The sequence below is a fragment of the Nocardioides sp. GCM10030259 genome (assembly GCF_042666375.1).
Taxonomy (GTDB): domain Bacteria; phylum Actinomycetota; class Actinomycetes; order Propionibacteriales; family Nocardioidaceae; genus Nocardioides.
The window spans coordinates 312,642-335,022 of record NZ_JBHTDF010000005.1; the positions used below are offsets into that span (position 1 = coordinate 312,642).

Sequence of the window (22,381 nt, forward strand, 5' to 3'; positions counted from 1 at the left end):
GGTCCGGTCTGCCGGTGGTGGGACGACCCAGCGGCGGGACCATGACGCGAAGTCGGCGAGGATTTTTCGGATTCGTTCTCGGACCGCACCGTCGCCTTTCCCGAGGTCGCCCGTTGGGCCTTTCGTGGGCTCCTCGGTCACGACCCTCGACGGGCGCAGCGACGCCGAGCTGATCTCGGCCGTGCGCGCCGGCGACGTCGCGGCGTACGGCGAGCTGTTCGCCCGCCACGTCGACGCCGCCCGGCGGCTCGGGCGGCAGCTGGTGTCGTCGGCCGACGTCGACGACCTGGTCTCGGAGTCGTTCGCGAAGGTGCTCGGCGTCCTGCAGCGCGGCGGCGGACCCGACCTCGCGTTCCGCGCCTACCTGCTCACGGCCGTGCGGCGCGTCCACGTCGACCGGATCCGCGCGGCGTCGCGACTGCACACGACCGACGACCTGACGCCGTTCGACCCCGGCGTGCCGTTCCGCGACACGGCGGTCGAGGGCTTCGAGAGCGCCGCCGCGGCCCGCGCGTTCGCGTCGCTCCCCGAGCGCTGGCAGCTCGTGCTCTGGCACACCGAGGTCGAGTCGCAGAAGCCCGCCGAGGTCGCCCAGCTGCTCGGGATGACGCCCAACGCCGTCTCCGCCCTCGCCTACCGGGCCCGGGAGGGGTTGCGGCAGGCCTACCTGACGATGCACGCCGCCGACATCACCGACGACGCGTGCGAGCGCACCCGCGGCGAGCTCGGCGCCTACGTCCGCGGCGGCCTCGCGCGCCGCGACGCCGCCCGGGTCGAGCAGCACCTCGAGCACTGCCGGCCGTGCACCGCGCTCTACCTCGAGCTGACCGAGGTCAACTCCAACCTCCGCGCCCTGCTGGCGCCGCTGCTGCTCGGCGGCGCCGCCGCGGCGTACGCCGCCAGCGCCGGAGGGGGCGCTGTCACGGGCATCGCGTTCCTGATCGACCGGGCCAAGGACCTCGTGCTCGCCCACGGGCCGACGGCCGCCGTCGCCGGGGCCGCCGCGTCGGCGGTCGTGGCGGGCGCCGCGATCACGCTGTACCAGCAGGCGCCGGAGCCCCCCTCGGCCGGCGAGCCCCCGGTCATCTCCAGCACCCCGTCGGTGTTCGATGCCGACCCCCGGCCGCTGCGGCGAGCGAGCGATCCCGCTGCAGCCCGCCGGACGACCGACGCCGACGTGTCTCCGGACGCCCCTGCCGCGGTGCCGTCCACGGCGCCCGACCCGACCGGTCCGCCCACCCCGACCTCCGGGCCGTCCGAGGAGCCGGACCCCACGGGCCGGCCGGAGCCCACCGACGAGCCCGAGCCGACCGAGGAGCCCGAGCCGACGACGCCGCCGAGCGAGCCACCGGGCACGCCGACGCCGGTCCCCACCCCTCCCCCCACCGCCGGGCCGCCCACGGCCGAGCCCGCACCGACGCGGACGCCGCTGGTCGCCCTGTCGGCGACCGCGTCGGTCGGACCCGGCGGAGTCGTGGTCGGGCTGGGGCTCGGACTCGCCGGCGTACCGGTCATCCCGCCGACGACGGTGGGAGTGCCGCTGCCAGGGTCCGGGTAAACAGGTAGGCATGACCGTCAGCAGAGTGATCGCCCGCCCGATGCTCGCGTCGATCTTCGTGGTCGGCGCGGTGACCGCCCTCAGGAACAGCTCCGCCACCGCCGAGAAGGCCGACCCCGTGACGTCCCGCCTGGTCCCGCTGCTGCAGAAGGCCGGGGTTCCCGTGCCGGAGGATCCGGAGACGCTGGTCAGGCTCAACGCCGGTGTCCAGATCGGCGCCGGCCTGGCACTCGCGACCGGGCGCGCGCCCCGCATCTCGGCGGGGGTGCTCGCGGCCTCGCTGGTGCCGACGACCGCGGCGGGCCACCGCTTCTGGGAGGCCGACGACCCGGCCCAGCGCACGCAGCAGACGCTGCACTTCTTCAAGAACGTGTCGCTGATCGGCGGCCTGATCATCGCCAGCGGCGACACCGAGGGCAAGCCGGGCGTGGCCTGGCGGGCCCGGCGCGCCGCGAAGGACGCGCGCCGCGAGGCCCGGCGGCTCGCCCACGACGCCCGTCGTGAGGCGAGGCTGGCGGCGGCCCGGGTGCACTGACCCCACTACGCTGCTGGTCGTGACGGACGCTGTCGATACCCGGGCCGACGATCCCTGGCCCGCGCCCCGGGCGGCGCACCCGGTAGACGCCACGGTGACGCTGCCGGGCAGCAAGTCGATGACGAACCGGGCGCTGCTGCTGGCCGCGATCTCCGACGGCCCCTCCGTGGTACGCCGTGCGCTGCGGTCGCGCGACACCTCGCTGATGGCGGCCGCGCTGACCTCGCTGGGCTCGACGGTCGACACCAGCGGGGACGACTGGGCGGTCACGCCGGGCGCGTTCACCGCCGACGCCGCGGTCGACTGCGGGCTGGCGGGCACCGTCATGCGCTTCGTCCCTCCGATCGCCGGCCTGTCGACGGGCACGGTCTCCTTCGACGGCGACCCGCACATGCGCAAGCGCCCGATCGGCGAGATCCTCGGGGCGCTGCGCGGGCTGGGCGTGGACGTCGACGGCGACGTGCTCCCCTTCGCGATCCGCGGCTCCGGCTCCGTGGCCGGCGGGACGGTCGTGGTCGACGCGTCGGCGTCGTCGCAGTTCATCTCGGCGCTGCTGCTGGCGGGGGCGCGTTACGACGCCGGGGTCGACGTACGCCACGACGGGAAGCCTGTCCCTTCGCTCCCCCACATCGACATGACGGTCGCGATGCTGCGCGAGCACGGGGTCGAGGTCGACGACGGCGACGCCAACCGCTGGCGCGTCGCGCCCGGCCCGGTGCGGGCCGTCGACACCGTGATCGAGCCGGACCTCTCCAACGCCGCGCCGTTCCTGGCGCTGGCGGCCGTGGCGGGCGGCTCGGTGACCGTGCGGGACTGGCCGCGGTCGACGACCCAGGCGGGCGACGCGCTGCGCGAGATCCTCGCGACCATGGGCTGCGAGGTCGAGCTGCTCGACGAGGGCCTGCGCGTCACCGGCTCCGGCACGCTGCTCGGCATCGACGTCGACCTGCACGACGTCGGCGAGCTCACCCCGGCCGTCGCGGCGCTGTGCGCCCTGGCCGAGGCGCCGTCGCACCTGCGCGGCATCGGCCACATCCGCGGCCACGAGACCGACCGGATCGCCGCGCTGGCGAAGGAGCTCAGCGCGCTGGGCGCCGACGTGACCGAGCACGCCGACGGGCTGAGCATCGACCCGGCGCCGTTGCACGGCGGGGTGTTCCACACCTACGCCGACCACCGGATGGCGCACGCCGCCGTGATCGTCGGGGCCGCCGTCGAGGGCGTGCTCGTCGAGAACGTCGCCACCACCGGCAAGACCTTCCCCGACTTCGCCGGCTTCTGGTCGGGACTCATCCAAAGCTGACTGCGCTGACATGACGGGCCAGGGATGAGCGGGCGGTACTCCGACCAGGACGTCGAGCACTACGAGCGCCCGCGTCGGCACACCCGTCCCCGCACCAAGGAGCGGCCGTCGTACGACGACGCGCTCGACGGCATGGTCATCACGGTCGACCGGGGCCGCTACACCCTGCTGGTCGAGGACCGCACCGTGCTGGCCATGAAGGCCCGGCCGCTGGGCCGCAAGGGCGTCGTCGTCGGCGACCGGGTGCGCGTCGTCGGCGACACCTCGGGCGCCGAGGGCACGCTGGCCCGGATCGTCGAGGTCGCCGACCGCACCACCGTGCTGCGCCGTACCGCGGACGACGACGACCCGGTCGAGCGCGTGATCGTCGCCAACGCCGACCAGCTCGTCGTGGTCACCGCGCTCGCCGACCCCGAGCCGCGGCCGCGGTTGATCGACCGCGCCCTCGTCGCGGCGTACGACGCGCGGATGCAGCCGCTGCTGTGCCTCACCAAGTCCGACCTCGCCGACCCGGAGACACTGCTCGCGACGTACCGCTCCCTGGGCGTGCCGTGGGTCGTGACGCAGCGCGGTGGCGACCTGTCGGTGCTCCGGGAGCGGCTCGACGGCCGGATCAGCGTGCTGGTCGGCCACAGCGGCGTCGGCAAGTCCACGCTGGTCAACGCGCTGGTGCCGGACGCCGGTCGCGAGGTCGGCGTCGTCAACGCCGTCACCGGCCGCGGGCGCCACACGTCGACCTCGGCGATCATGCTCGCCCTGCCCGGCGACGGCTGGATCGTCGACACCCCCGGCATCCGGTCCTTCGGGCTCGCCCACGTGGAGCCCGAGCAGCTGATCGAGGCCTTCCCCGACCTCGACGAGATGACCGAGGACTGCCCCCGCGGCTGCACCCACGGCGCCGACGAGCCGGAGTGCGGCCTCGACGAGGCGATCCGCGCCGGCGAGGCCGACCCCGAGCGGGTGGAGTCCTTCCGGCGGCTGCTGGCCGCGCGGAGCGAGCCGGCGTACTAGCGACCCGCCCGCCGGGGTCACCCGAAGTGGGGAGTTTCGGACATCCTGACCGGCGGTACCGCACTCCTGGGCTCAGGAGGAGCAACGGGAGGGAGCACGATGGTCGGCGCCATCGAGACGTACTGCGTGGGAGACATCTGGCGGAACCGGCTGCTCGGAGGGGGCGAACCGCTGCCGGGCGAGTACCGCACGCGCGAAGCAGCCGCGGAGGTCGCGCGCGCCGAGGCCCGGATCCGCGGCGTCGAGCACGTCATCCGACGCGAGAACGGCACCGTCGCCGACCGCAAGCGCTACCCACGGCGGTCGGAGGAGCTCCCGGGCTGACCGTCGGCTCGCCCCGGGACGATAGTCCGTCACGTTCTGGCCGTCGTTCCGGCCGTTGGGACGGCCAGATCGTGACGGACTATCCCGGTGGTCCGGCCGACCGGGTCCGCGCTCAGCCCCAGACAGCGCGGGCGCCGGCCTCGCCGGTGCGGAACACCCACACCAGGAGCACGACGGCGGCGACGCCGAGCAGCACGTCGAGCGCGATGCGCAGCGCGCCCTCGCGTCGGTGCAGCCACCCCGTCGCGACCGCGACCACGCCGAACGCGAGGCTGATCCAGAACAGCTGGGTGCCGAGGTCCTGGTGGGTCTGCACCTGGGGGCTCGCCTCCAGCTCCGGCTTGCTGTCGAGGAAGTCGCCACCGCTGTAGTAGGCCACTACGATCGATCCGGTCGCGATCACCGCGAGCACCACCATCGGCCAGCGCAGCCGGTCGCGCCAGGCCGGCAGCAGGGAGGCCAGCGCGCCCACCGCCGCGAGCGGCGCGAACACCACGGCGGCGTGGACGACGAGCGGGTGCAGCGGGAGGCCGTTGATCTCCATGCCCTCCCTAACGGCGCACCTTCCCGGATCGTTCAGTCGCCAGCGAATAGGCTGACCGCGTGCCGACCGACTACACCGACGACCTGCGACTGGCGCACGTCCTCGCCGACGACGCCGACTCGATCACCGAGAGCCGGTTCCGGTCGCTCGACCTGCACGTGATGAGCAAGCCCGACCTCACGCCGGTGACCGACGCCGACCAGGCGGTCGAGGAGAGCATCCGCCGTACGCTCTCGCGGGTCCGCTCGCGCGACGCGATCACCGGCGAGGAGCAGGGCTCGACCGGCCACAGCCAGCGCCGCTGGGTCATCGACCCGATCGACGGCACGAAGAACTTCGTCCGCGGGGTGCCCGTCTGGGCCACGCTGATCTCGCTGGTCGTCGACGACGAGGTCGTGCTCGGCGTCGTCTCGGCGCCGCTGCTGCAGCGCCGGTGGTGGGCGTCGGTGGGCAACGGCGCATGGACGGGCCGCTCGCTGCTCAAGGCGACGCGCTGCCAGGTCTCCGACGTACGCCGCCTCGAGGACGCCTCGCTGTCGTACTCCTCGCTGTCCGGCTGGGAGGAGCGCGGCCGGCTCGACGACTTCCAGTCGCTGATGCGGCGGTGCTGGCGCACCCGGGCGTACGGCGACTTCTGGTCCTACATGCTGATCGCCGAGGGTGCCGTCGACATCGCCGCCGAGCCCGAGCTCGAGGTCTACGACATGGCGGCGCTCGACGTGATCGTCCGCGAGGCCGGTGGCCGGTTCACCTCGCTCGACGGCTCCGACGGGCCGTTCGGCGGCAACGCGGTGGCATCCAACGGCCACCTGCACGACGCGGCCCTGGCCTTCCTGGGCTCCCTGCCGGACGACGATGACGACCCGGACTCCCCGCGCTCCGGGCCGGGCTCGGTCTCCGACCTGCGGCTGCACCGACCTCGCGACTGACCCCTCAGAACTGGGCCTGTACCTGTGACCTCGGACACGGGTACCGTTTCTGCATGCGAATCGGAGACGTCCTCCAGGCGAAGTCGAGTCGCGAGGTCGTGACGATCTCGCCGGACGCCGTCGTGCGCGAGCTCATCTCGAGCCTTGCCCAGCACAACGTCGGTGCGCTGATCGTCAGCAGCGACGGCGCCACGGTCGACGGGATCGTCAGCGAGCGCGACGTCGTACGCCACCTCCACCACGACGGCACCGTCGTCAACAACACGGTCGGCGCGATCATGACCGAGGTCGTGGAGACCTGCGACGAGGACACCCCGCTCGACGACCTGATGAAGACGATGACCGAGCGCCGGATCCGGCACGTGCCGGTCGTCCGCGACGGCAACCTGGTCGGCATCATCAGCATCGGCGACGTCGTCAAGCACCGCATCGACCAGCTGGAGTTCGAGCGCGACCAGCTCGACAGCTACGTTCACCAGACCTGACGGATCACGTTCCCTCGCGCTCGGCGAGCACCAGCGCCATGTCGTCGTGCAGGGCGTGGCCGGTGTAGGCGAGCAGGTGCCTCACCAGGCCGTCGAGCGCCTCCTCGACGGTCCCGCCGCCCAGCTCGGCGGCGTAGTCGTCGAGCGGGAAGAACTCGCCCCTGGCGTCACGCGCCTCCACGAGACCGTCGGTGTAGAAGAGCATCCGCGCACCCCGCGGCCACGGGTGCTCGCTGACCGTCGGGACCGAACCCATGCCCAGCGGCACGGTCGGCTCCCCCGTGTCCAGCGTCGCCGCCTCGCCGGACTGCACGAGGACCGGCGGGTGGTGGCCGCAGTTGACCAGGATCACCCGGTCACCCTCGAACTGCCCGACGATCGCGGTCACGAACTCCTCGTCGTCGAGGATCCGGCCCAGCGTGTCGTCGATGCGGACGGCGAGCTCGCCCGGGTCGGCCTCGGTGAAGGCCGCCGCCCGGAAGGCCCCGAGCACCGTGGTCGCGGTCTGCACCGCCTCGAGGCCCTTGCCGCGGACGTCGCCGACGATGACCCGCACGCCGTACGGCGTCTCCGCGACCTTGTAGAGGTCTCCGCCGACGAGCGCCTCGGCCGTCGCGGACACGTAGCGCGCGGCGAGCCCCACCGAGCCGATGGCCGTGGGCATCGACCGGAGCACGGCGCGCTGCGCGGTCTCGGCGATCAGCGTCATCCGCTGCAGCCGGTCCTCGCGACGCGCGCGGAGCGCGGCGTTCTGGACCGCGACCAGCCCGAGAACGGAGCACAGCAGGATGCGGGCGTACCAGTCGAACGAGCCGGCGTTGCTCTGCCAGATGACCGAGAGGAACGCGGCGGCGACGCACGCGACCGCCACCACGGCCGTCCTCCGCGCCGACGTCAGGAGGCTGGCGACGATGCCCCCGGACGCGAAGATCGCGATCAGCTGCGCCGGCGTCGTGATCGAGAGCACGACGAGCCCGGCCAGCACGGCGAACCCGGCGAGCATGCCGCGATCGAGGGCGCGCACGGCCGAACCGAGACGGGACATGCGGACATCCTGACAGCGCCCGACCCCGCCCGCGGGGAGAACGCCCCGGACTCGGCCGATCGGCGGTGACCTAGGCTGAACGCCATGGACAAGCCCGAGATCGACTTCCCCGACTTCGACCCGCCCGCCGACCTCGTCGTCACCGAGCTCACGGAGGGCGAGGGCGCCGAGGCGACCGCCGGATCGACCGTCTCCGTCCACTACGTGGGCGTCGCGCACTCCACGGGCGAGGAGTTCGACGCGTCGTACAACCGCGGCACGCCGCTGCAGTTCCGCCTCGGCATCGGCCAGGTCATCGCCGGCTGGGACCAGGGCGTGCAGGGCATGAAGGTCGGCGGTCGCCGCCAGCTCGTGATCCCGCCGCACCTCGGGTACGGCGACCGCGGCGCCGGCGGCGTCATCAAGCCGGGCGAGACCCTGATCTTCGTCGTCGACCTGCTCGGCGTCAGCTGACCTACCAGGGCAGCCCGTCGTCGGCGCCCTCGTCTGCCACGCGCGCCGACTGGGGGCCGAGCGTCACCACGTCGCCCTTGACCAGCTGACGGCCGCGGCGGGTCTCCACCTCGCCGTTCACGCTCACCGCGCCGTCCTGGATCAGCGGCTTGGCCTCGGCCCCGCTCTCCACGAGGTTGGCGAGCTTGAGGAACTGGCCGAGCCGGATCGAGTCGTCGCGGATCGGGACGTCGTACGGCTCGGGCATGGCGGCCATTGTGCCGCCTCAGTCGATCAGGACCGACACCGTGTGGATCAGCACGCCGACGAGTCCGCCGACGATGGTGCCGTTGATGCGGATGAACTGCAGGTCGCGACCGACGTGCAGCTCGATCCGCCGGGCGGCCTCCTTGCCGTCCCAGCGCTCGACCGTGTGGGTGATCACCGCGGTCAGCTCGGCGCCGTACCGGTCGACCGCGAACACCGCGGCGTCGGCGGCCAGGCCGTCGAGGCGCCTCCGCAGGATGGGGTCGTCGACCAGGCGGCGGGCGAACGCCGTGAGCTCGTCGAGCAGGCGGCGGCGTACGGCGCCCTCGGGGTCGGACAGCGACGACTGGAGGCTGCGGCGCAGCGCCTGCCACAGGGACACGCCGGACGCGACCAGCTGCGGGTGGTCGAGCAGGCGCTGCTTGAGCCGCTCGGTGCGCTCCTGGGTCGACGGGTCGTGCTGGAGGTCGTGCGCGAGCTGGCCGAGCATCGAGTCGAGGGCCTGGCGCGCGTGGTGGCGCGGGTCGTCGCGGATCTCCGCGACCCAGGTCACGAGCTCACGGTGCAGGCGGGAGATCACCACCTCGTTGAGCCGGGTCGGGGCCCACCACGGCGCCCGCTCGCCGAGGATCTCCGCGACCGTGTCGGGGTTCTCGATCAGCCACCGGTGCACCTCGTCGAGCGCGAGGTCGACGAGGCTGTGGTGGAGGTCGTCGCGCACCGTCTCCTCGAGCAGCGTGCCCAGCACCGGAGCGATCGGCTCCTCGCGGAAGCGGGGCACGAGCGCGTCGCGCACGAGCTCCTCCACGTGCTCGTCGCGGATCCGGCCGAGCGCGGCGACGACGACCTCCGCGACCTCGTCGACGGCCCGCTTCGCGTGCTCGGGTACGACGAGCCAGCGGCCGACCCGCAACGAGATCTCGGCCGCGGCGACCCGGTCGCGGATGATCGCCTCCTGGAGGAAGTTCTCACCCACGAACTCCTCGAGCGACCGGCCCAGCTCGTCCTTGCGGCGCGGGATCAGCGCCGTGTGCGGGACCGGCAGCCCGAGCGGGTGCTTGAAGAGGGCGGTGACCGCGAACCAGTCCGCGATCGCACCGACCATCGACGCCTCGGCGCCGGCGTTCACGAAGCCCCAGAACCCGTCCTGGCCGAGCGTCGCGACGTACACGACGGCGGCGAAGCAGAGCAGGCCGACGGCGAGCGTGCGCATCCGCCGCAGCCCCTGTCGGCGGAGCTCGTCGGCGTCGGGATCGGGGGTGATCAGCTCGAGTGTCGCGCTCATTGGTCGCCATCCTCCCCTATTGGGCCCAGACGCCTCCCGGGTGAGAGGATCGCCCCCATGTCTCGCACCGTCATCACCTTCGGCACGTTCGACGTCTTCCACGTCGGACACCTGCGGGTGATCGAGCGCGCCGCGGCGCTCGGCGACCGCCTCGTGGTCGGCGTCTCCGCCGACGCGCTCAACCTGCGCAAGAAGGGCCGCGAGCCCGTCTTCAGCCAGGCCGAGCGGCTCGCGATCGTGGCGGCGCTCAAGCCGGTCGACGAGGTGTTCGTCGAGGAGAGCCTCGAGCTCAAGCGCGACTACATCCAGAAGTTCCAGGCCGACGTGCTCGTGATGGGCGACGACTGGGCCGGCCGCTTCGACGAGTTCGAGGACATCTGCGAGGTCGTCTACCTCCCCCGCACACCCGCGATCTCCACCACGGCGCTGATCGAGAAGATCTCCGGCGGCTCCTGAACCCGGGCCGGCAGCGGCCCATCCAGACAGCCCCGAATTGGACCTGCAGCGCCGGTCCGCGCGGCCCTAGTTTTGCCGCGTGACGCGCTCGCTGACCCCCGACCCGATCCCGCTCGACACCGCGGCCGACGACCCGGTGGCCCACGGCGGCCTCGGTGTCCCCGAGGGCGCCGCGCTGACCCTCGGCGCGGTGCTGGGCACCGGCGTCATCTCGCTGCCGGCCCTCGCCGCCCACGAGGCCGGGCCGGCGTCGCTGGTCGCCTGGGGCGCGCTGGTGCTGCTCTCGGTGCCGCTCGCGACGACGTTCGCCGCGCTCGGGTCGCGGTTCCCGGACGGTGGCGGCGTCTCGACGTACGCCCGCCGCGCCTTCGGCGCCCGCGTCGCGACCGTGATCGGCTGGTGCTTCTACTTCGCGATCCCGCTGGGGGCGCCGGCGGCGGCCGGCTTCGCCGGGGCGTACGTCGCGGACAGCCTCGGCGGCGGCCGGCAGACCCAGCTGGCGACGGCCGGGCTGCTGATCCTCGCCGTCGCGGTGATGAACTGGTACGGCATCCGGGTCTCCGGGCGCGTGCAGCTGGCGATCGCCGGCGTCCTCGCCCTGCTGCTGACCGTCGCCACGCTGGTGTCGCTCCCGCACGCGACCACCGACAACCTCACGCCGTTCGCCCCGCACGGCTGGGCGTCGATCGGCTCCGCGGCGGCGCTGCTGATCTGGGCGTTCGCCGGCTGGGAGGTCGTGTCGTCGCTGTCGGCGGAGTACCGCCGCCCGCACCGCGACATCGGCCGCGCCACCGCGATCGCCCTGGTCGTCATGGGCGTCCTCTACCTCGGCGTGGCGTTCGCTACCGTCGCCGTGCTCGGGGCGCGCACCGGCAAGGCTCCGCTCTCGGACCTTCTCGTGCTCGGCTTCGGCGAGCCCGCCCGCATCGTGACCACCGTGGTCGCCGTGCTCCTGTCGCTGGGCGCCATGAACGCCTACTTCGCCGGCAGCGCGCGGCTCGGCGCCGCGCTCGGCCGGGACGGGTCGCTGCCGGCGTGGTTCGCGCACGGCTCGACGGCCGGCGCCGTGCCCCGCCACTCGCTGCTCGTCGTCACCGCCGGCGCCATCGGCACGCTCGTGGCGATCGCCGTCACGGGCGTGCAGGTCGAGCGCACCATGCTGCTGGTGACCGGCGCCTTCTCGCTGGTGTACGTCGTGGGGACGGCCGCCGCACTCCGGCTGCTGCCCCGCGGCACCTGGGCGTGGCGCTCCGCCGCCGTCTCGGTCGTCGCCACGCTGGCGTTGCTGGTCGTGTCCGGGAAGTACCTGCTCCCCCAGCTCGTCGTCGGCGCCGCCGCGCTCATCTGGATGGCGCGGACCGCTCGACCTGCCGAGCCAGCAGCTCCAGCCCCGGTCTGACGGTCTCCGGCCGCAGCGCGCCGTAGCCCAGCACCAGCCCCGACCGGCTGCCCGGCCCGACGGCGTACGACGTGAGCGCGTCGAGCGCGACACCCTCGCCGGCCGCGGCCGCGACGACGGCCCGGTCGTCGACCGCGGGATCGGTGAAGGTCGCCGTGAGGTGCAGCCCGGCGGCCGACGGCACCACGGTCAGCCGGTCGCCGAGCAGGCGGTCGAGCTCGGTGTGCAGCAGCGCGCGGCGCTCGGCGTACGCCGCCCGGGCGCGCCGGACGTGGGCGGCGAGCAGGCCGTCGGAGATGAACCGCGCCAGCGCGGCCTCGGTGGCGGGCTCGCCGTGACCGTCGGCGAGCTGACGGGCGGCGCGCAGCGCCTCGCGGAGCGACTCGGGCGCGACGACGTAGCCGGACCGGAGCGCGGGCAGGAGCGACTTCGACCAGGTGCCGAGGTAGAGCACCCGGCCGTGGGCGTCGAGGGAGTGGAGGGTGTCGAGCGGGCCCTCGACGAACCGGAACTCGCTGTCGTAGTCGTCCTCCACGACCGCGATGCCGTGGCGGTCGGCGAGCTCGAGCAGCACCTCGCGGCGGCGGCGCGAGAGCGGCGGGCCGTAGGGGAACTGGTGCGACGGCGTCGTGTAGACGACCCGCGCCTCGGGCGGCACCTCGTCGACGACGAGGCCCTCGTCGTCGACGCGCACCGGCACGACGCGCGCGCCGTGGGACGCGAACACGTCGCGGGCCTGCGGGTAGCCGGGGTCCTCGACGGCGACGACGTCGCCCGGCTCGACCAGGACGCGCGCCACGACGTCGAGTGCCTGCTGCGCCCCGCGAGTGACCAGGATGTCCTCGGGGTCGGCGGTGACCCCGCGGCTGACGGCGATGCAGCGGGAGATCGCGGCGCGCAGGTCGGGGTGGCCGGCCGGCGCGGCGTACGTGCCCGGTGTGTGCGCACCCGCGCGCACCTCCGCGGCGAGGAGCCGGCGCCACGCGTCGAACGGGAAGAGCGAGGCGTCGGGGATGCCGACCCGGAAGTCGTGGGCCGGGGGCGGTTGGCCGCCGCTGGTCGGGGCAGGGGTGAAGGTCCACCCCTCCCGTGGTCGCAGCGCGCCGGGCCTCGGCTCGCGCGTCACCGGCGTCGCGAGGTCGGTCACGTAGGTGCCCGCGCCGACGCGCGTCGCGAGGAAGCCCTCCGCGCTCAGCCGGTCGTACGCCGTCGCCACGGTCGTGCGCGAGACGCCCAGGTCGCGCGCCAGCACCCGCGTCGGCGGCACCCGGTCGCCCGGAGCCAGCCGCCCCGCCCGGATCGCCCCGAGCAGCGCGCGGTAGATCGCCGTCGTCCGGTCGCCCCGCGCGCTCAGGTCCACCGCCAGGTCCACGGCGACACTGTCGCAGACGGCACCGACATCAGGCCTGCCTCTAGAGTCCCGCTCGTGCCCCGATCCCTCCGGCCCCTCGCGTACGCCGCGGCCACGGCGGTGGTGTCGACGGTGCTGCTGGTGCTCGCGGTCCGCTTCGGGTGGCTCGGCGACGACGTCGGCCGCGGCGCGAACTTCTGCGAGGCGGCTCGCGACGGCCTCGTCAAGCAGCCCGCGAACTCGTTCTCCAACGTGGGCTTCGTCGTCGCCGGGCTGCTGGTCGCGTGGCACGCCGGCCGTCCCGACCGGCTCGGCGCCGTGCTCCCGCGGCACGAGGGGCTGGCGACGGCGTACGCCTGCGTCGTGGTGTTCCTCGGTCCGGCCAGCGCGGCCATGCACGCCACCCAGTCGGACCTGGGCGGCCACCTCGACATGCTGAGCATGTACCTCGTCGCGTCCTTCGCCGCGGCGTACGCACTGATGCGGCGGGTCGGCCAGGGCCGGCTGTTCTTCTGGCAGGTCTTCAGCCTGTTCGTCGCGGCCTGCGAGCTGGTCGGGCTCTACGACCGCGAGGTCCCGGTCGTGACGTACGCCGGCAACCTCGCGTTCGCGGCCCTCCTGCTCACCGCGGCCGTGGTCGAGGTCGGGCTCTGGCGGCGACACGGCCCGACGCGGACCGACCTGCGGGTGGGCGGCGCGGCGCTCGGCACGATCCTGCTGGCGTTCGTGATCTGGACCGTCACGAAGTCGGCCTGGTGCGACCCGCACTCGCTCGTGCAGGGCCACGCCGTCTGGCACCTGCTGGACGCGGTCTCGGCGTACCTGCTCTTCCGCTTCTGGGTCAGCGAGCGGGAGGTGGGTCAGCCCTAGGTGGCGGAGGATCGGCGCGCAGCTCGTGGCGGCCGGCGACCAGCAACCAGACGGCCAGGGTGGCGATGAGCAGGATGGGCAGCAGGTCGACGTCGGGCACCATCGTCGCCGCGAGGAAGAGGGACAGCCAGCCGCTGCGGGTCGCGGCGACGGTGATGCCGAGCGCCCCGGCGGCGACGACGACGGCGGGAGGCGCGCTGTCGAAGATCCCGACGACCGCCCAGCCGGCGACGACGCCGATGAAGACCGCGGGGAAGATCCGGCCGCCCCGGAAGCCGGCCGCCGCCGCGACGAGCAGCGCGACGAGCTTGACCACGGTCATCAGCACGAGCTCGCCGTTGGAGTAGTCGGTGATGTCGTTCGAGACCGTCTTCATCTCGTCGAGCCCCTTGAAGAGGGTCTCCGGGCCACCGAGGACGCCGAGCCAGCCGAGGACGAAGCCGCCGACGGTGAGCATCAGCACCGGGTTCGTCAGGCGCTGGAAGAGCCGGTGCAGAGGGGTGATGACGTACGACGCGGCCAGCCCGAGCAGGGCGGTCAGCAACGCGACACCGACGGCCCAGGCGACGTCGCCCCATTCGAACCCGTCGTGGGCGGGGACGTCGATCCGGAAGTCCATGTCGGAGAGCGTCAGCATCGTCGCCGACCCGGCGGCGGCCGCCACCAGCGGCGCGAACAGCCGGTTCCAGAGCGGGATCCTCGGGTCGCCGGCCTGGGCCTCGGTGAGCAGCAGCGCCGCCGCGACCGGCGTACCGAACATGGCGCCGATCGTCCCTGCGATGCTCATGCCCATCCACGCGGGCGAGGCGACGCGCGGCAGCAGCCGCATGCCGATCAGCACGACGAGCGAGGCGTTGACGAGCATGATCGGGTTCTCGGGGCCGAGGCTCACCCCGCCGGCGAGCATCAGCACCAGCGCGAGCGCGAGGCCCGGCAGCGCCCGGAGCGGGATCGGCGACTCCACCAGCTCGGCGGTCGCCGGGTCCGGTCCCGCGTGTCCGGGAGCGAACCGCACGACCAGGCCGACGAGCAGCCCCGTGGCCGTGAGCACGGTGACGATCCACCACCAGGTGTCGGAGTCGGCTCCCAGCGCGCCCGACAGGTCGTCCCAGACGAGGTCCTGGAGCTGCTCGGCGAGCAGGGAGAGCCCGAGCAGGGTCAGGCCACATCCGACGCCGACGACGATCGCTGCCGGGGTCATCCGGAGCAGGTCCATCCGGCCCGGAAGCTCCGGCAGGGAGCGCTCGGGTGCACTCGTCACCCGTAGCACCGTAGGGCGATCTCTCTCGCCGGAGGCTCACCCGACGCGGGTGAGTCGAGTCGACCCGTAGGGTTTCGACCATGAGCGAGCGCAGCGAGCGAGTCATCCAGGACAGCGCGTGCTGTGCCTCATGCGCGCACGGAGCGAAGCGAGTACGTGCATGAGCGTCAGCCCATCCCGCAGGTTCCACTGGACGACGCTCGCACCTCCGTTCGCCCTGATCGTGCTGGCGATCTCGTGGGGCAAGCATCCGGGCGTGGTGGCTGCGGTCGCCATCGGCATCTTCCTGGTCGGCGCCGTGCTCTCCGCGGTCCACCACGCCGAGGTCGTGGCGCACCGGATCGGCGAGCCGTTCGGCTCGCTGCTCCTCGCCGCGGCGGTGACGGTCATCGAGGTGGCGATGATCCTGACGCTGATGGTGAGCGGGCCGGGAGACACGTCCGCGCTCGCGCGCGACACCGTGTTCGCCGCGGCGATGATCACGCTCAACGGCATCGCCGGCCTGGCGCTGGTGGTCGGCGCCGTGAAGTATCGGATGGCGGTCTTCAACCCCGAGGGGGCCGGTGCCGCGCTGGTCACGGTCGTCACCCTGGCCACCCTGACGCTGGTGCTGCCGCGCTTCACGACCACCACGCCCGGACCGGAGTTCTCGCCCGCGCAGCTGACCTTCGCGGCGATCGCGTCGCTCGGGCTCTACGCGATCTTCGTGCTCACCCAGACCGGGAAGCACCGCGACTTCTTCCTGCCGGTGGAGCCCGGCCGCGGACAGGACATCCCCGACGGCTACCTCGACGAGGACGGCGACGGCCACGCGGACCCGCCGAGCGGCCGGGCGGCCCTCGCCAGCCTCGCCCTGCTGCTGCTCGGCCTCGTCGCCGTCGTCGGGCTGGCGAAGGTGGAGTCCTACCCGATCGAGGACGCGGTCGACGCCGTCGGCTTCCCGCACTCGTTCGTCGGCGTCATCATCGCGATGCTCGTGCTGCTGCCCGAGTCGATCGCCGCCGTCCGGGCCGCCGCCCGCAACCGCGTGCAGATCAGCCTCAACCTCGCCTACGGGTCGGCGATGGCCAGCATCGGCCTGACGATCCCGGCCATCGCGATCGCCTCGATCTGGCTCGACGGCCCGCTGGTGCTCGGCCTCGAGTCGACCCAGATCGTGCTGCTGCTGGTCTCGGTGATCGTCGCCGCGCTCACCGTCGTGCCCGGCCGGTCCAAGTCGCTCCAGGGCTACGTGCACCTGTCGCTGTTCGCGGCGTTCGTGTTCCTGGCGGTCAATCCCTAGCGGTGGGCGCCGGCGCGCAGGTTTCCCCGGCCCACCGGGGAAACCTGACGTCTTGGGCCGAAGCTTCGCCCGAAAAGATCAGGTTTCCCCGGCCCACCGGGGAAACCGACACCGGGCAGCCGACCGCACCAGCACCCCGGTTCAGCGGGGCACGAGCACGCGAGACTGGGGCGCCAGCCGGGCGGCGGGGGCGGCCTGGGCACGCAGGTGGATGTTCTGGAGCAGGCCGACCGCCAGCATCACGGCGAACATCGAGCTGCCGCCGTACGACACGAACGGCAGGGGTACGCCGGTGACCGGCATGATGCCCAGGCACATCCCGACGTTCTGGAAGGCCTGGAACGCGAACCAGCAGGCGATGCCCGCCGCCGCGAGCCGGCCGAACGTGTCGTCGGTGCGGGCGGCGATCGCCAGGGCGCGCCAGATCACCAGGCCGAGGAGGACGACCAGCAGGGCGGCCCCGGCCAGCCCGAGCTCCTCCCCCGCGACGGTGAAGACGAAGTCGGTGTGCTGCTCCGGCACGAAGCCGGCCCGGGTCTGGGATCCGTCGAAGAGGCCCTCGCCGAAGAGCCCGCCGCTGCCGACCGCGATGCGCGCCTGCTCGACGTTGTAGCCGGCGCCGCGCGGGTCGAGGTCGGGGTTGGTGAAGGCGAGGAACCGGTCGACCTGGTACTGCTTGAGGAAGCCCGCCGCGACCGCGGCGATCGCCGCGGTGACGCCGCCGGCGACGAGCAGGCCGAGCCACCGGCGCGGTGCGCCCGAGACGGCGATGACCCCCAGCACGGTCGCCGACAGCACCAGCATCGTGCCGAGGTCGGGCTGCAGCAGAATCAGCGCCGCGGGGACGCCGGCGATCGCCAGCATGCCGGCCACGTCACCGAGGCCTCCCCCGGAGCCAGCGGAGCCGCCACGGCGTACGTCGGCCCGCTCCGCGACCCACAACGCCATCCCGATCACCACGGCGAGCTTGGCGAACTCCGACGGCTGGATCGACATCCCGCCGAGCTGCAGCCACGACTGCGACCCGTTGATCGAGGTGCCCATCGTGAGCACCAGCACCAGGCCGACGATCGACGCGAGGTAGACCAGCGGCGCGATGATCCGCACCCACCGGTGGTCGGTCGCGAGCACGAGCGCCATCAGCACCAGGCCGATGACGATGTTGACCAGCTGCTTGCGCAGGTACGCCGTGGGGTCGCCGCCGGTCAGGTCCTCGCGCTGGCTGGTCGCCGACCACACGAGCAGCGTGCCGAGCGTGACGAGCGCCAGGACGGCGATCATCAGCACCCAGTCGAGACGCGGGACCCGGAAGCCGGGGCGTGGCGTGGTCGGCGGCATGTCAGTCCTCCTCACGCGCGGGCGGCAGGATCGTGCCGTCCTTCGTGAACGTCGGCAGCCCGGCCGGCGGCGTGGTGCCCGGGATCGCGGCCCGGTCGGGGCGCACGCTCATGCCGTCGATGCCGTAGAGCGTCTCCCAGATGGCGCGGATGGCCGGGCCGGAGGTGCCGGATCCGGTGCCGCCCTGGCTGACCATCATCACGACGACGTAGTCGTCGGAGTACGACGCCACCCACGACGTCGACTGCTTGCCGTGGACCTCTGCCGAGCCGGTCTTGGAGCGGATCGTCACCTGGTCGAGCGGGAAGCCGCCCAGTCGCCAGGCCATGGTGCCCTGGCGGCTCACGCCCTGGAGCGCCTGGTCGATGTAGGTGAGCACCGACTCGGGCAGGTCGACGGTGCCGGTCTTCTTCGGCGGGATCTTCCGCAGCAGCTCGCCGTCGGGGCCGACGACGGCCTTCGCGATGCGCGGCGCCCACAACGTGCCGCCGTTGGCGATCGCGGCGTACGCCCGCGCGAGCTGGAGCGGCGTCACGAGGGTGTCCCCCTGGCCGATCGCGAAGTTCACGGCGTCGCCGGCGCGGTAGGCGTAGCCCTCGACGCAGAACTCCTTCGCGAAGAGGTAGACGAAGTCGCTGGTCTTGCTGTCCTGCGGCTTGTCGGCGATGCCGCAGTAGTAGTCCTTCATCGACTCGTAGTACTCGCGCTTCCAGGCGCGGTCGGCGATGCGGCCCGACGACTCGCCGGGCAGGTCGATGCCGGTCTCCTCGCCGAACCCGAAGGTCTTGGCCTCGGCGACCAGCGGGTCCTTGGCCTTCACGTCGGCGACGTCGGAGCCGAAGCGCTGCCAGAAGTCGAAGCCGACCCGGTAGAAGAAGGTGTTGCAGGAGACCTCGAGCGCCTGGGCGAAGCCGATGTAGCCGTAGGCGCCCGACTCGTAGTTCTTGAAGTCGCGGTTGCCGACGCGGAACGCCGACGAGCAGTTGAGCCGCGTGTCGGTCGAGTAGCCGTTGGTGAGAGCGCCGGCCGTCATGAACGGCTTCCACGTCGACCCGGGCGCGAACTGGCCCTGCGTCGCGCGGCCGAGCAGCGGGTTGCCCGCGTCGTCGGAGTAGAGCCGGGCGAGCTGCTTCTTGCTGATGCCGCCGACCCAGGTCGCGGGGTCGTACGTCGGCTGGCTGGCCATCGCCACGATCCGGCCGGTGTCGGCCTCCATGACGACCGCGGCGCCCGAGTCCGCCACGTAGTTGCGGTTCGTCACGGTGTCGCGGGTCGCCCGTGCCGTCTGGATCGTCTGGGCGAGCTGCTGCTCGACGACGCCCTGGACCTTCGCGTCGATGCTGGTGACGAGGGTGTCGCCCGGCGTGCCCGCGACCTCGCCGTCGTCGCCGAGCACCCGGCCCATCGAGTCCACGGCGACGCTGCGGTAGCCGGGCATGCCGCGCAGGTACTCGTCGTACTCCTGCTCGATGCCGGCGCGACCGACGACCGAGGCGCCGTTGACCGACGGGTCGTCGGCCTCGCGCGCGGTGTCGAGCTCGTCCTCGGTGATCGGGCTCAGGTAGCCGAGCACGTGCGCGAGGTTGATGCCGAACGGCCGCGGGTAGGCGCGCACGCTCTGCTGCTCGGCGAGCACGCCGGGGAAGTCCTCGGGCTGCTCGAGCACGCGCAGCGCGACCGCCTCGGACACGTCGGTGGCGACGGGCACGGGCTGGTACGGCGAGCCGTTCCAGCACACGCCCGGCTCGGAGCCCGCGTCGCCGCAGGTGACCAGCGACCTGCGGATCCGGCCCGCCGGCACGTGCACGGCGCCGGCGACCCGCTCCACGAGGACGTCCTGCTGGCGCTCGGTGAGCTTGCCGAGCACGGTGCGGTCGATCGAGACCACCCACGACGTGCGGTTGGCGACGAGTGGGCGGCCCTGGTCGTCGACGATCAGGCCGCGCTGCGGCTGGACGACGATCTCGCGCACCGACTGCGACGCGGCGCGGGCGTGGTACTCCTCGCCGCCGACGACCTGCAGGTAGTAGAGCCGCACCAGCAGGGTCGCGAACAGGGAGAAGACCAGGACCTGGATGACGACCAGGCGCAGCCGGCCGGAGCGCTGCGTCCTCTGCTGGGGGGACATCAGGCGAGCGACCGGTCCGGCTCGAGGTGGCGGAACATCACCAGCACCGGCGGCAGCACGAGGGGCGTCAGCAGGACGTCGAAGAGCACGCCGACAAGCACGACCTCGAGCAGCTCGGGGATGCCCATGGCCGGGTCCTGCAGCACCAGCCCGGAGAGCGCGAAGACCGAGGTCCCGATGAACGACGAGGCGGCGACCGTCGCGAGCACCGTGCCCGGCGTGGGGCGGGCGTCGCGGCGCACGCGGCCGGCGACGTACCCGACGACGACCAGGGCGAGCGCCCAGCGGCCGGCGACGTGGTCGGCGGGCGGGGCGAGGTCGATCGCGAGGCCGGCGGCGAAGCCGAGCACGGCCGCGAACTGCGGGCCGCGGGTGAGCGCCGCACCGACGACGACGAGCAGCACCAGGTTGGGCACGATGCCGTCCCAGGCGAGGTGCGGGAAGAACGAGACCTGGAGCACGAGGGTGACCACGACGGCGGCCGCGGCGATGGCGACGCGGGCTGCGTTCATCGCAGTCCCCCGTCGGCCTCGATGACGGCGCGGTCGCTGTCGGTGCCGCTGGGGACGACGACGCCGACCAGGTCGAGGGCGCCGAAGTCGGCGTACGGGTCGACGACAGCGCGCTGGGAGCTGTCGCGCACGCTCGTGTAGACGCTGGTGATGCGACCGATCGGCACACCCGAGACGTAGGGGCCGGTGGTCTCGCTCCCCCAGGTGACGACGGTGTCGCCCTTCGAGGGCACGGCCGCGTCGTCGACCAGCTCGAGGTCGAGGCGGCCGTCGCGGCCGAGCACCCCACGGCCGTGCACGAAGCCGACGTCCATGCTGCGCCCGACGCGACCGCCGACGACGGAGTCCGGGTCCACGATGAGCAGCACGGTCGCGGTGGTGCGGGTGACCCGCAGCACCCGGCCGACCAGCCCGTCGTTGTTGACGACGGTCAGGTCGGGGTGGATCCCGGCCTCGGAGCCAGCGTCGATCGTCACGGTGCTGGAGAACGACTGCGACGGACCGAGGCCGACGACGCGGGCCGGGACCAGCGAGTAGCCGATGCTGCGGGCGGCGGCGGTGAGGCCGTCGTACTCCGCGAGCCGGTTGCGGTTGTAGTCGTGGGTCGCGATCTGCGAGCGCAGGTCGGAGTTCTCGGCCTGGAGCTCGAGGAGGTCCTGCTGCATCGCGTCACGGGAGCGGAACCAGTCCGGTACGGCGGTGAACGGCCGGATCGCCGCGGCCGTGGCGACCTCGACCGGTCCGAGGACCTCGCCGACGGCGCGGCGCGCCGGGTCGACCGGCGACGACGTCCGCGAGTCGAGGGTGATCAGCGTCAGGCTGGCGAGCACCAGCGCGACGAGCACCGCGGTCTTCGGGCGGTCGCGGTCGGGATCGCGGCCCCAGGGCCGGCGGACGCGCCCCATCAGCCGCGCCTCCGGTCGCTGACCAGCACCTGCTGGAGCGCCTCGAACTCCTCCACGCACTTGCCCGCACCCAGGGCGACCGAGGTCAGCGGCGACTCGGCGAGGTGCACCGGCATGCCGGTCTCGTGGCGCAGCCGCTCGTCGAGACCGCGCAGCAGCGCACCGCCGCCGGTGAGCACGATGCCGCGGTCCATGATGTCGCCGGCCAGCTCGGGCGGCGTCTGGTCGAGGGTGGTGCGTACGGCGTCGACGATCGCGTGCAGCGGCTCCTCGAGCGCCTGGCGCACCTCGGAGCTGGACACGGTCACGGTGCGGGGCAGGCCCGAGACCATGTCGCGACCGCGGATCTCCGCCTCGGGCTCGTCGAACATCGGGAACGCCGAGCCGAGGGTCATCTTGACCTCCTCGGCGGTGCGCTCACCGAGCATCAGCGCGTGCTCCTTCTTCATCCACGCGACGATCGCCTGGTCGAGGTCGTCGCCCGCGGTGCGCACGGACAGGCTCGTGACGATGCCGCCGAGCGAGATCACGGCGACCTCGGTGGTGCCGCCGCCGACGTCGACGACCATGTTGCCGGTGGGCTGGTGCACGGGCAGGCCGGCCCCGATCGCCGCGGCCATCGGCTCCTCGACGATGTAGACCTGGCGCGCGCCGGCCTGGTAGCCCGCCTCCTTCACCGCACGCTGCTCGACCGCGGTGATGCCGCTGGGCACGCAGATGACCATCCGCGGCTTCGCGAAGTAGCGCCGCCGGTGCACCTGCTCGATGAAGTAGCGCAGCATCTGCTCGGTCGCCTCGAAGTCGGCGATGACGCCGTCCTTGAGCGGCCGGATCGCCGCGATGTTGTCGGGCGTGCGCCCGATCATCCGCTTGGCCTCATGGCCGACGGCCAGCACCTCGCCGGTGGTGTCGTTGAGCGCGACCACGCTCGGCTCGTCGAGGAGCACTCCCTTGCCGCGCACGTAGACGAGGGTGTTGGCGGTGCCGAGGTCCACGGCCATGTCGCGGCCGATGAAGCTGTTCGCCATGCCTAGCCCTGTCGCTGACGCACCCCCCGACCGGGGGTCGGGTGGTGCTGGTGGGGAAGAAGTGACAACAGGCTACGAACGACGACCGCGGCTCCCCGGGACGACACGCGGGGTGACCAGCGCTTTCACGCGG

Annotated in this window: 23 protein-coding genes; 12 read left to right on the forward strand and 11 right to left on the reverse strand. The window is 73.1% G+C overall.

What is annotated here, in order from left to right; all coding sequences use genetic code 11:
- Positions 1 to 124 precede the first annotated feature (124 nt).
- From ACFQQI_RS06020 to ACFQQI_RS06040, 5 genes are all read left to right on the forward strand, one after another.
- Complete coding sequence (locus tag ACFQQI_RS06020) at positions 125 to 1,558, forward strand: sigma-70 family RNA polymerase sigma factor (RefSeq protein WP_378559388.1); 1,434 nt, start codon at positions 125 to 127, stop codon at positions 1,556 to 1,558.
- Between the two features lie 10 nt (positions 1,559 to 1,568).
- Complete coding sequence (locus tag ACFQQI_RS06025) at positions 1,569 to 2,093, forward strand: DoxX family protein (protein ID WP_378559391.1); 525 nt, start codon at positions 1,569 to 1,571, stop codon at positions 2,091 to 2,093.
- A gap of 19 nt (positions 2,094 to 2,112) precedes the next feature.
- Complete coding sequence (gene aroA / locus ACFQQI_RS06030) at positions 2,113 to 3,396, forward strand: 3-phosphoshikimate 1-carboxyvinyltransferase (protein WP_378559394.1); 1,284 nt, start codon at positions 2,113 to 2,115, stop codon at positions 3,394 to 3,396.
- A 24-nt stretch (positions 3,397 to 3,420) separates the two neighbouring features.
- The gene (gene rsgA / locus ACFQQI_RS06035) at positions 3,421 to 4,407 is read left to right on the forward strand and encodes a ribosome small subunit-dependent GTPase A (RefSeq protein ID WP_378559397.1); all 987 of its coding nucleotides are present in this window, start codon (positions 3,421 to 3,423) and stop codon (positions 4,405 to 4,407) included.
- Between the two features lie 99 nt (positions 4,408 to 4,506).
- Positions 4,507 to 4,731: a DUF2188 domain-containing protein gene (locus tag ACFQQI_RS06040; protein ID WP_378559400.1), complete on the forward strand. Its 225-nt coding sequence runs from the start codon at positions 4,507 to 4,509 to the stop codon at positions 4,729 to 4,731.
- 112 nt (positions 4,732 to 4,843) lie between these two features.
- Here the strand turns inward: ACFQQI_RS06040 and ACFQQI_RS06045 are convergent, their stop codons facing one another.
- Positions 4,844 to 5,275 carry a DUF2231 domain-containing protein gene (locus ACFQQI_RS06045; protein ID WP_378559403.1) on the reverse strand — a complete coding sequence of 144 codons (432 nt, stop codon included), beginning with the start codon at positions 5,273 to 5,275 and terminating at the stop codon, positions 4,844 to 4,846.
- Positions 5,276 to 5,334: 59 nt separating this feature from the next.
- Between ACFQQI_RS06045 and hisN the strand changes: the two genes are divergently transcribed.
- A complete protein-coding gene (gene hisN, locus ACFQQI_RS06050; RefSeq protein ID WP_378559406.1) occupies positions 5,335 to 6,204 on the forward strand; it encodes a histidinol-phosphatase in 870 nt (289 codons plus the stop codon).
- A gap of 53 nt (positions 6,205 to 6,257) precedes the next feature.
- The gene (locus ACFQQI_RS06055; protein ID WP_378559409.1) at positions 6,258 to 6,689 is read left to right on the forward strand and encodes a CBS domain-containing protein; all 432 of its coding nucleotides are present in this window, start codon (positions 6,258 to 6,260) and stop codon (positions 6,687 to 6,689) included.
- A gap of 4 nt (positions 6,690 to 6,693) precedes the next feature.
- Here the strand turns inward: ACFQQI_RS06055 and ACFQQI_RS06060 are convergent, their stop codons facing one another.
- Positions 6,694 to 7,734 (reverse strand): PP2C family protein-serine/threonine phosphatase, encoded by a 1,041-nt coding sequence (locus ACFQQI_RS06060; protein ID WP_378559412.1) that lies wholly within the window; start codon positions 7,732 to 7,734, stop codon positions 6,694 to 6,696.
- 84 nt (positions 7,735 to 7,818) lie between these two features.
- On the opposite strand from ACFQQI_RS06060, the gene ACFQQI_RS06065 reads away from it, so the two are divergent.
- Entirely contained in the window at positions 7,819 to 8,187 is a 369-nt protein-coding gene (locus ACFQQI_RS06065) for an FKBP-type peptidyl-prolyl cis-trans isomerase (protein WP_378559415.1), read from the forward strand.
- A 1-nt stretch (position 8,188) separates the two neighbouring features.
- On the opposite strand, the gene ACFQQI_RS06070 is transcribed toward ACFQQI_RS06065, so the two are convergent.
- On the reverse strand, positions 8,189 to 8,434 hold the full coding sequence (locus ACFQQI_RS06070) for an RNA-binding S4 domain-containing protein (RefSeq protein WP_378559418.1): 246 nt from the start codon (positions 8,432 to 8,434) through the stop codon (positions 8,189 to 8,191).
- Between the two features lie 18 nt (positions 8,435 to 8,452).
- Positions 8,453 to 9,718, reverse strand: a complete 1,266-nt coding sequence (locus ACFQQI_RS06075) for a DUF445 domain-containing protein (protein WP_378559421.1) — start codon at positions 9,716 to 9,718, stop codon at positions 8,453 to 8,455.
- A gap of 57 nt (positions 9,719 to 9,775) precedes the next feature.
- On the opposite strand from ACFQQI_RS06075, the gene ACFQQI_RS06080 reads away from it, so the two are divergent.
- Together ACFQQI_RS06080 and ACFQQI_RS06085 are read left to right on the forward strand one after the other, a co-directional pair.
- Positions 9,776 to 10,174 (forward strand): adenylyltransferase/cytidyltransferase family protein, encoded by a 399-nt coding sequence (locus ACFQQI_RS06080; RefSeq protein WP_378559424.1) that lies wholly within the window; start codon positions 9,776 to 9,778, stop codon positions 10,172 to 10,174.
- A 79-nt stretch (positions 10,175 to 10,253) separates the two neighbouring features.
- Positions 10,254 to 11,573, forward strand: a complete 1,320-nt coding sequence (locus ACFQQI_RS06085; RefSeq protein ID WP_378559427.1) for an APC family permease — start codon at positions 10,254 to 10,256, stop codon at positions 11,571 to 11,573.
- On the opposite strand, the gene ACFQQI_RS06090 is transcribed toward ACFQQI_RS06085, so the two are convergent.
- Complete coding sequence (locus ACFQQI_RS06090; protein WP_378559430.1) at positions 11,515 to 12,945, reverse strand: PLP-dependent aminotransferase family protein; 1,431 nt, start codon at positions 12,943 to 12,945, stop codon at positions 11,515 to 11,517. The two genes, ACFQQI_RS06085 and ACFQQI_RS06090, sit on opposite strands and share 59 nt — an antisense overlap.
- Positions 12,946 to 12,999: 54 nt before the next feature.
- On the opposite strand from ACFQQI_RS06090, the gene ACFQQI_RS06095 reads away from it, so the two are divergent.
- Positions 13,000 to 13,794: a ceramidase domain-containing protein gene (locus tag ACFQQI_RS06095; protein ID WP_378559433.1), complete on the forward strand. Its 795-nt coding sequence runs from the start codon at positions 13,000 to 13,002 to the stop codon at positions 13,792 to 13,794.
- Here the strand turns inward: ACFQQI_RS06095 and ACFQQI_RS06100 are convergent.
- Positions 13,766 to 15,055, reverse strand: a complete 1,290-nt coding sequence (locus tag ACFQQI_RS06100; protein WP_378559436.1) for an ion channel protein — start codon at positions 15,053 to 15,055, stop codon at positions 13,766 to 13,768. The genes ACFQQI_RS06095 and ACFQQI_RS06100 overlap by 29 nt on opposite strands.
- 160 nt (positions 15,056 to 15,215) lie before the next feature.
- Here ACFQQI_RS06100 and ACFQQI_RS06105 point away from each other — a divergent pair, with 160 nt between their 5' ends.
- A complete protein-coding gene (locus ACFQQI_RS06105; protein WP_378559439.1) occupies positions 15,216 to 16,337 on the forward strand; it encodes a calcium:proton antiporter in 1,122 nt (373 codons plus the stop codon).
- Between the two features lie 141 nt (positions 16,338 to 16,478).
- On the opposite strand, the gene rodA is transcribed toward ACFQQI_RS06105, so the two are convergent.
- From rodA to ACFQQI_RS06130, 5 genes are read right to left on the reverse strand one after another with little or no spacing between them, the layout of a single operon-like run.
- The gene (gene rodA / locus ACFQQI_RS06110; protein ID WP_378559442.1) at positions 16,479 to 17,675 is read right to left on the reverse strand and encodes a rod shape-determining protein RodA; all 1,197 of its coding nucleotides are present in this window, start codon (positions 17,673 to 17,675) and stop codon (positions 16,479 to 16,481) included.
- A 1-nt stretch (position 17,676) separates the two neighbouring features.
- A complete protein-coding gene (gene mrdA / locus ACFQQI_RS06115) occupies positions 17,677 to 19,803 on the reverse strand; it encodes a penicillin-binding protein 2 (RefSeq protein WP_378559445.1) in 2,127 nt (708 codons plus the stop codon).
- Entirely contained in the window at positions 19,803 to 20,315 is a 513-nt protein-coding gene (mreD, locus tag ACFQQI_RS06120; protein ID WP_378559448.1) for a rod shape-determining protein MreD, read from the reverse strand. Before mreD ends, mrdA begins: the two co-directional genes overlap by 1 nt.
- A complete protein-coding gene (gene mreC / locus ACFQQI_RS06125) occupies positions 20,312 to 21,220 on the reverse strand; it encodes a rod shape-determining protein MreC (RefSeq protein WP_378559450.1) in 909 nt (302 codons plus the stop codon). The genes mreD and mreC overlap by 4 nt, the downstream gene beginning before the upstream one ends.
- Positions 21,220 to 22,248: a rod shape-determining protein gene (locus tag ACFQQI_RS06130; protein WP_378559453.1), complete on the reverse strand. Its 1,029-nt coding sequence runs from the start codon at positions 22,246 to 22,248 to the stop codon at positions 21,220 to 21,222. The genes mreC and ACFQQI_RS06130 overlap by 1 nt, the downstream gene beginning before the upstream one ends.
- Between the last annotated feature and the right edge of the window lie 133 nt (positions 22,249 to 22,381).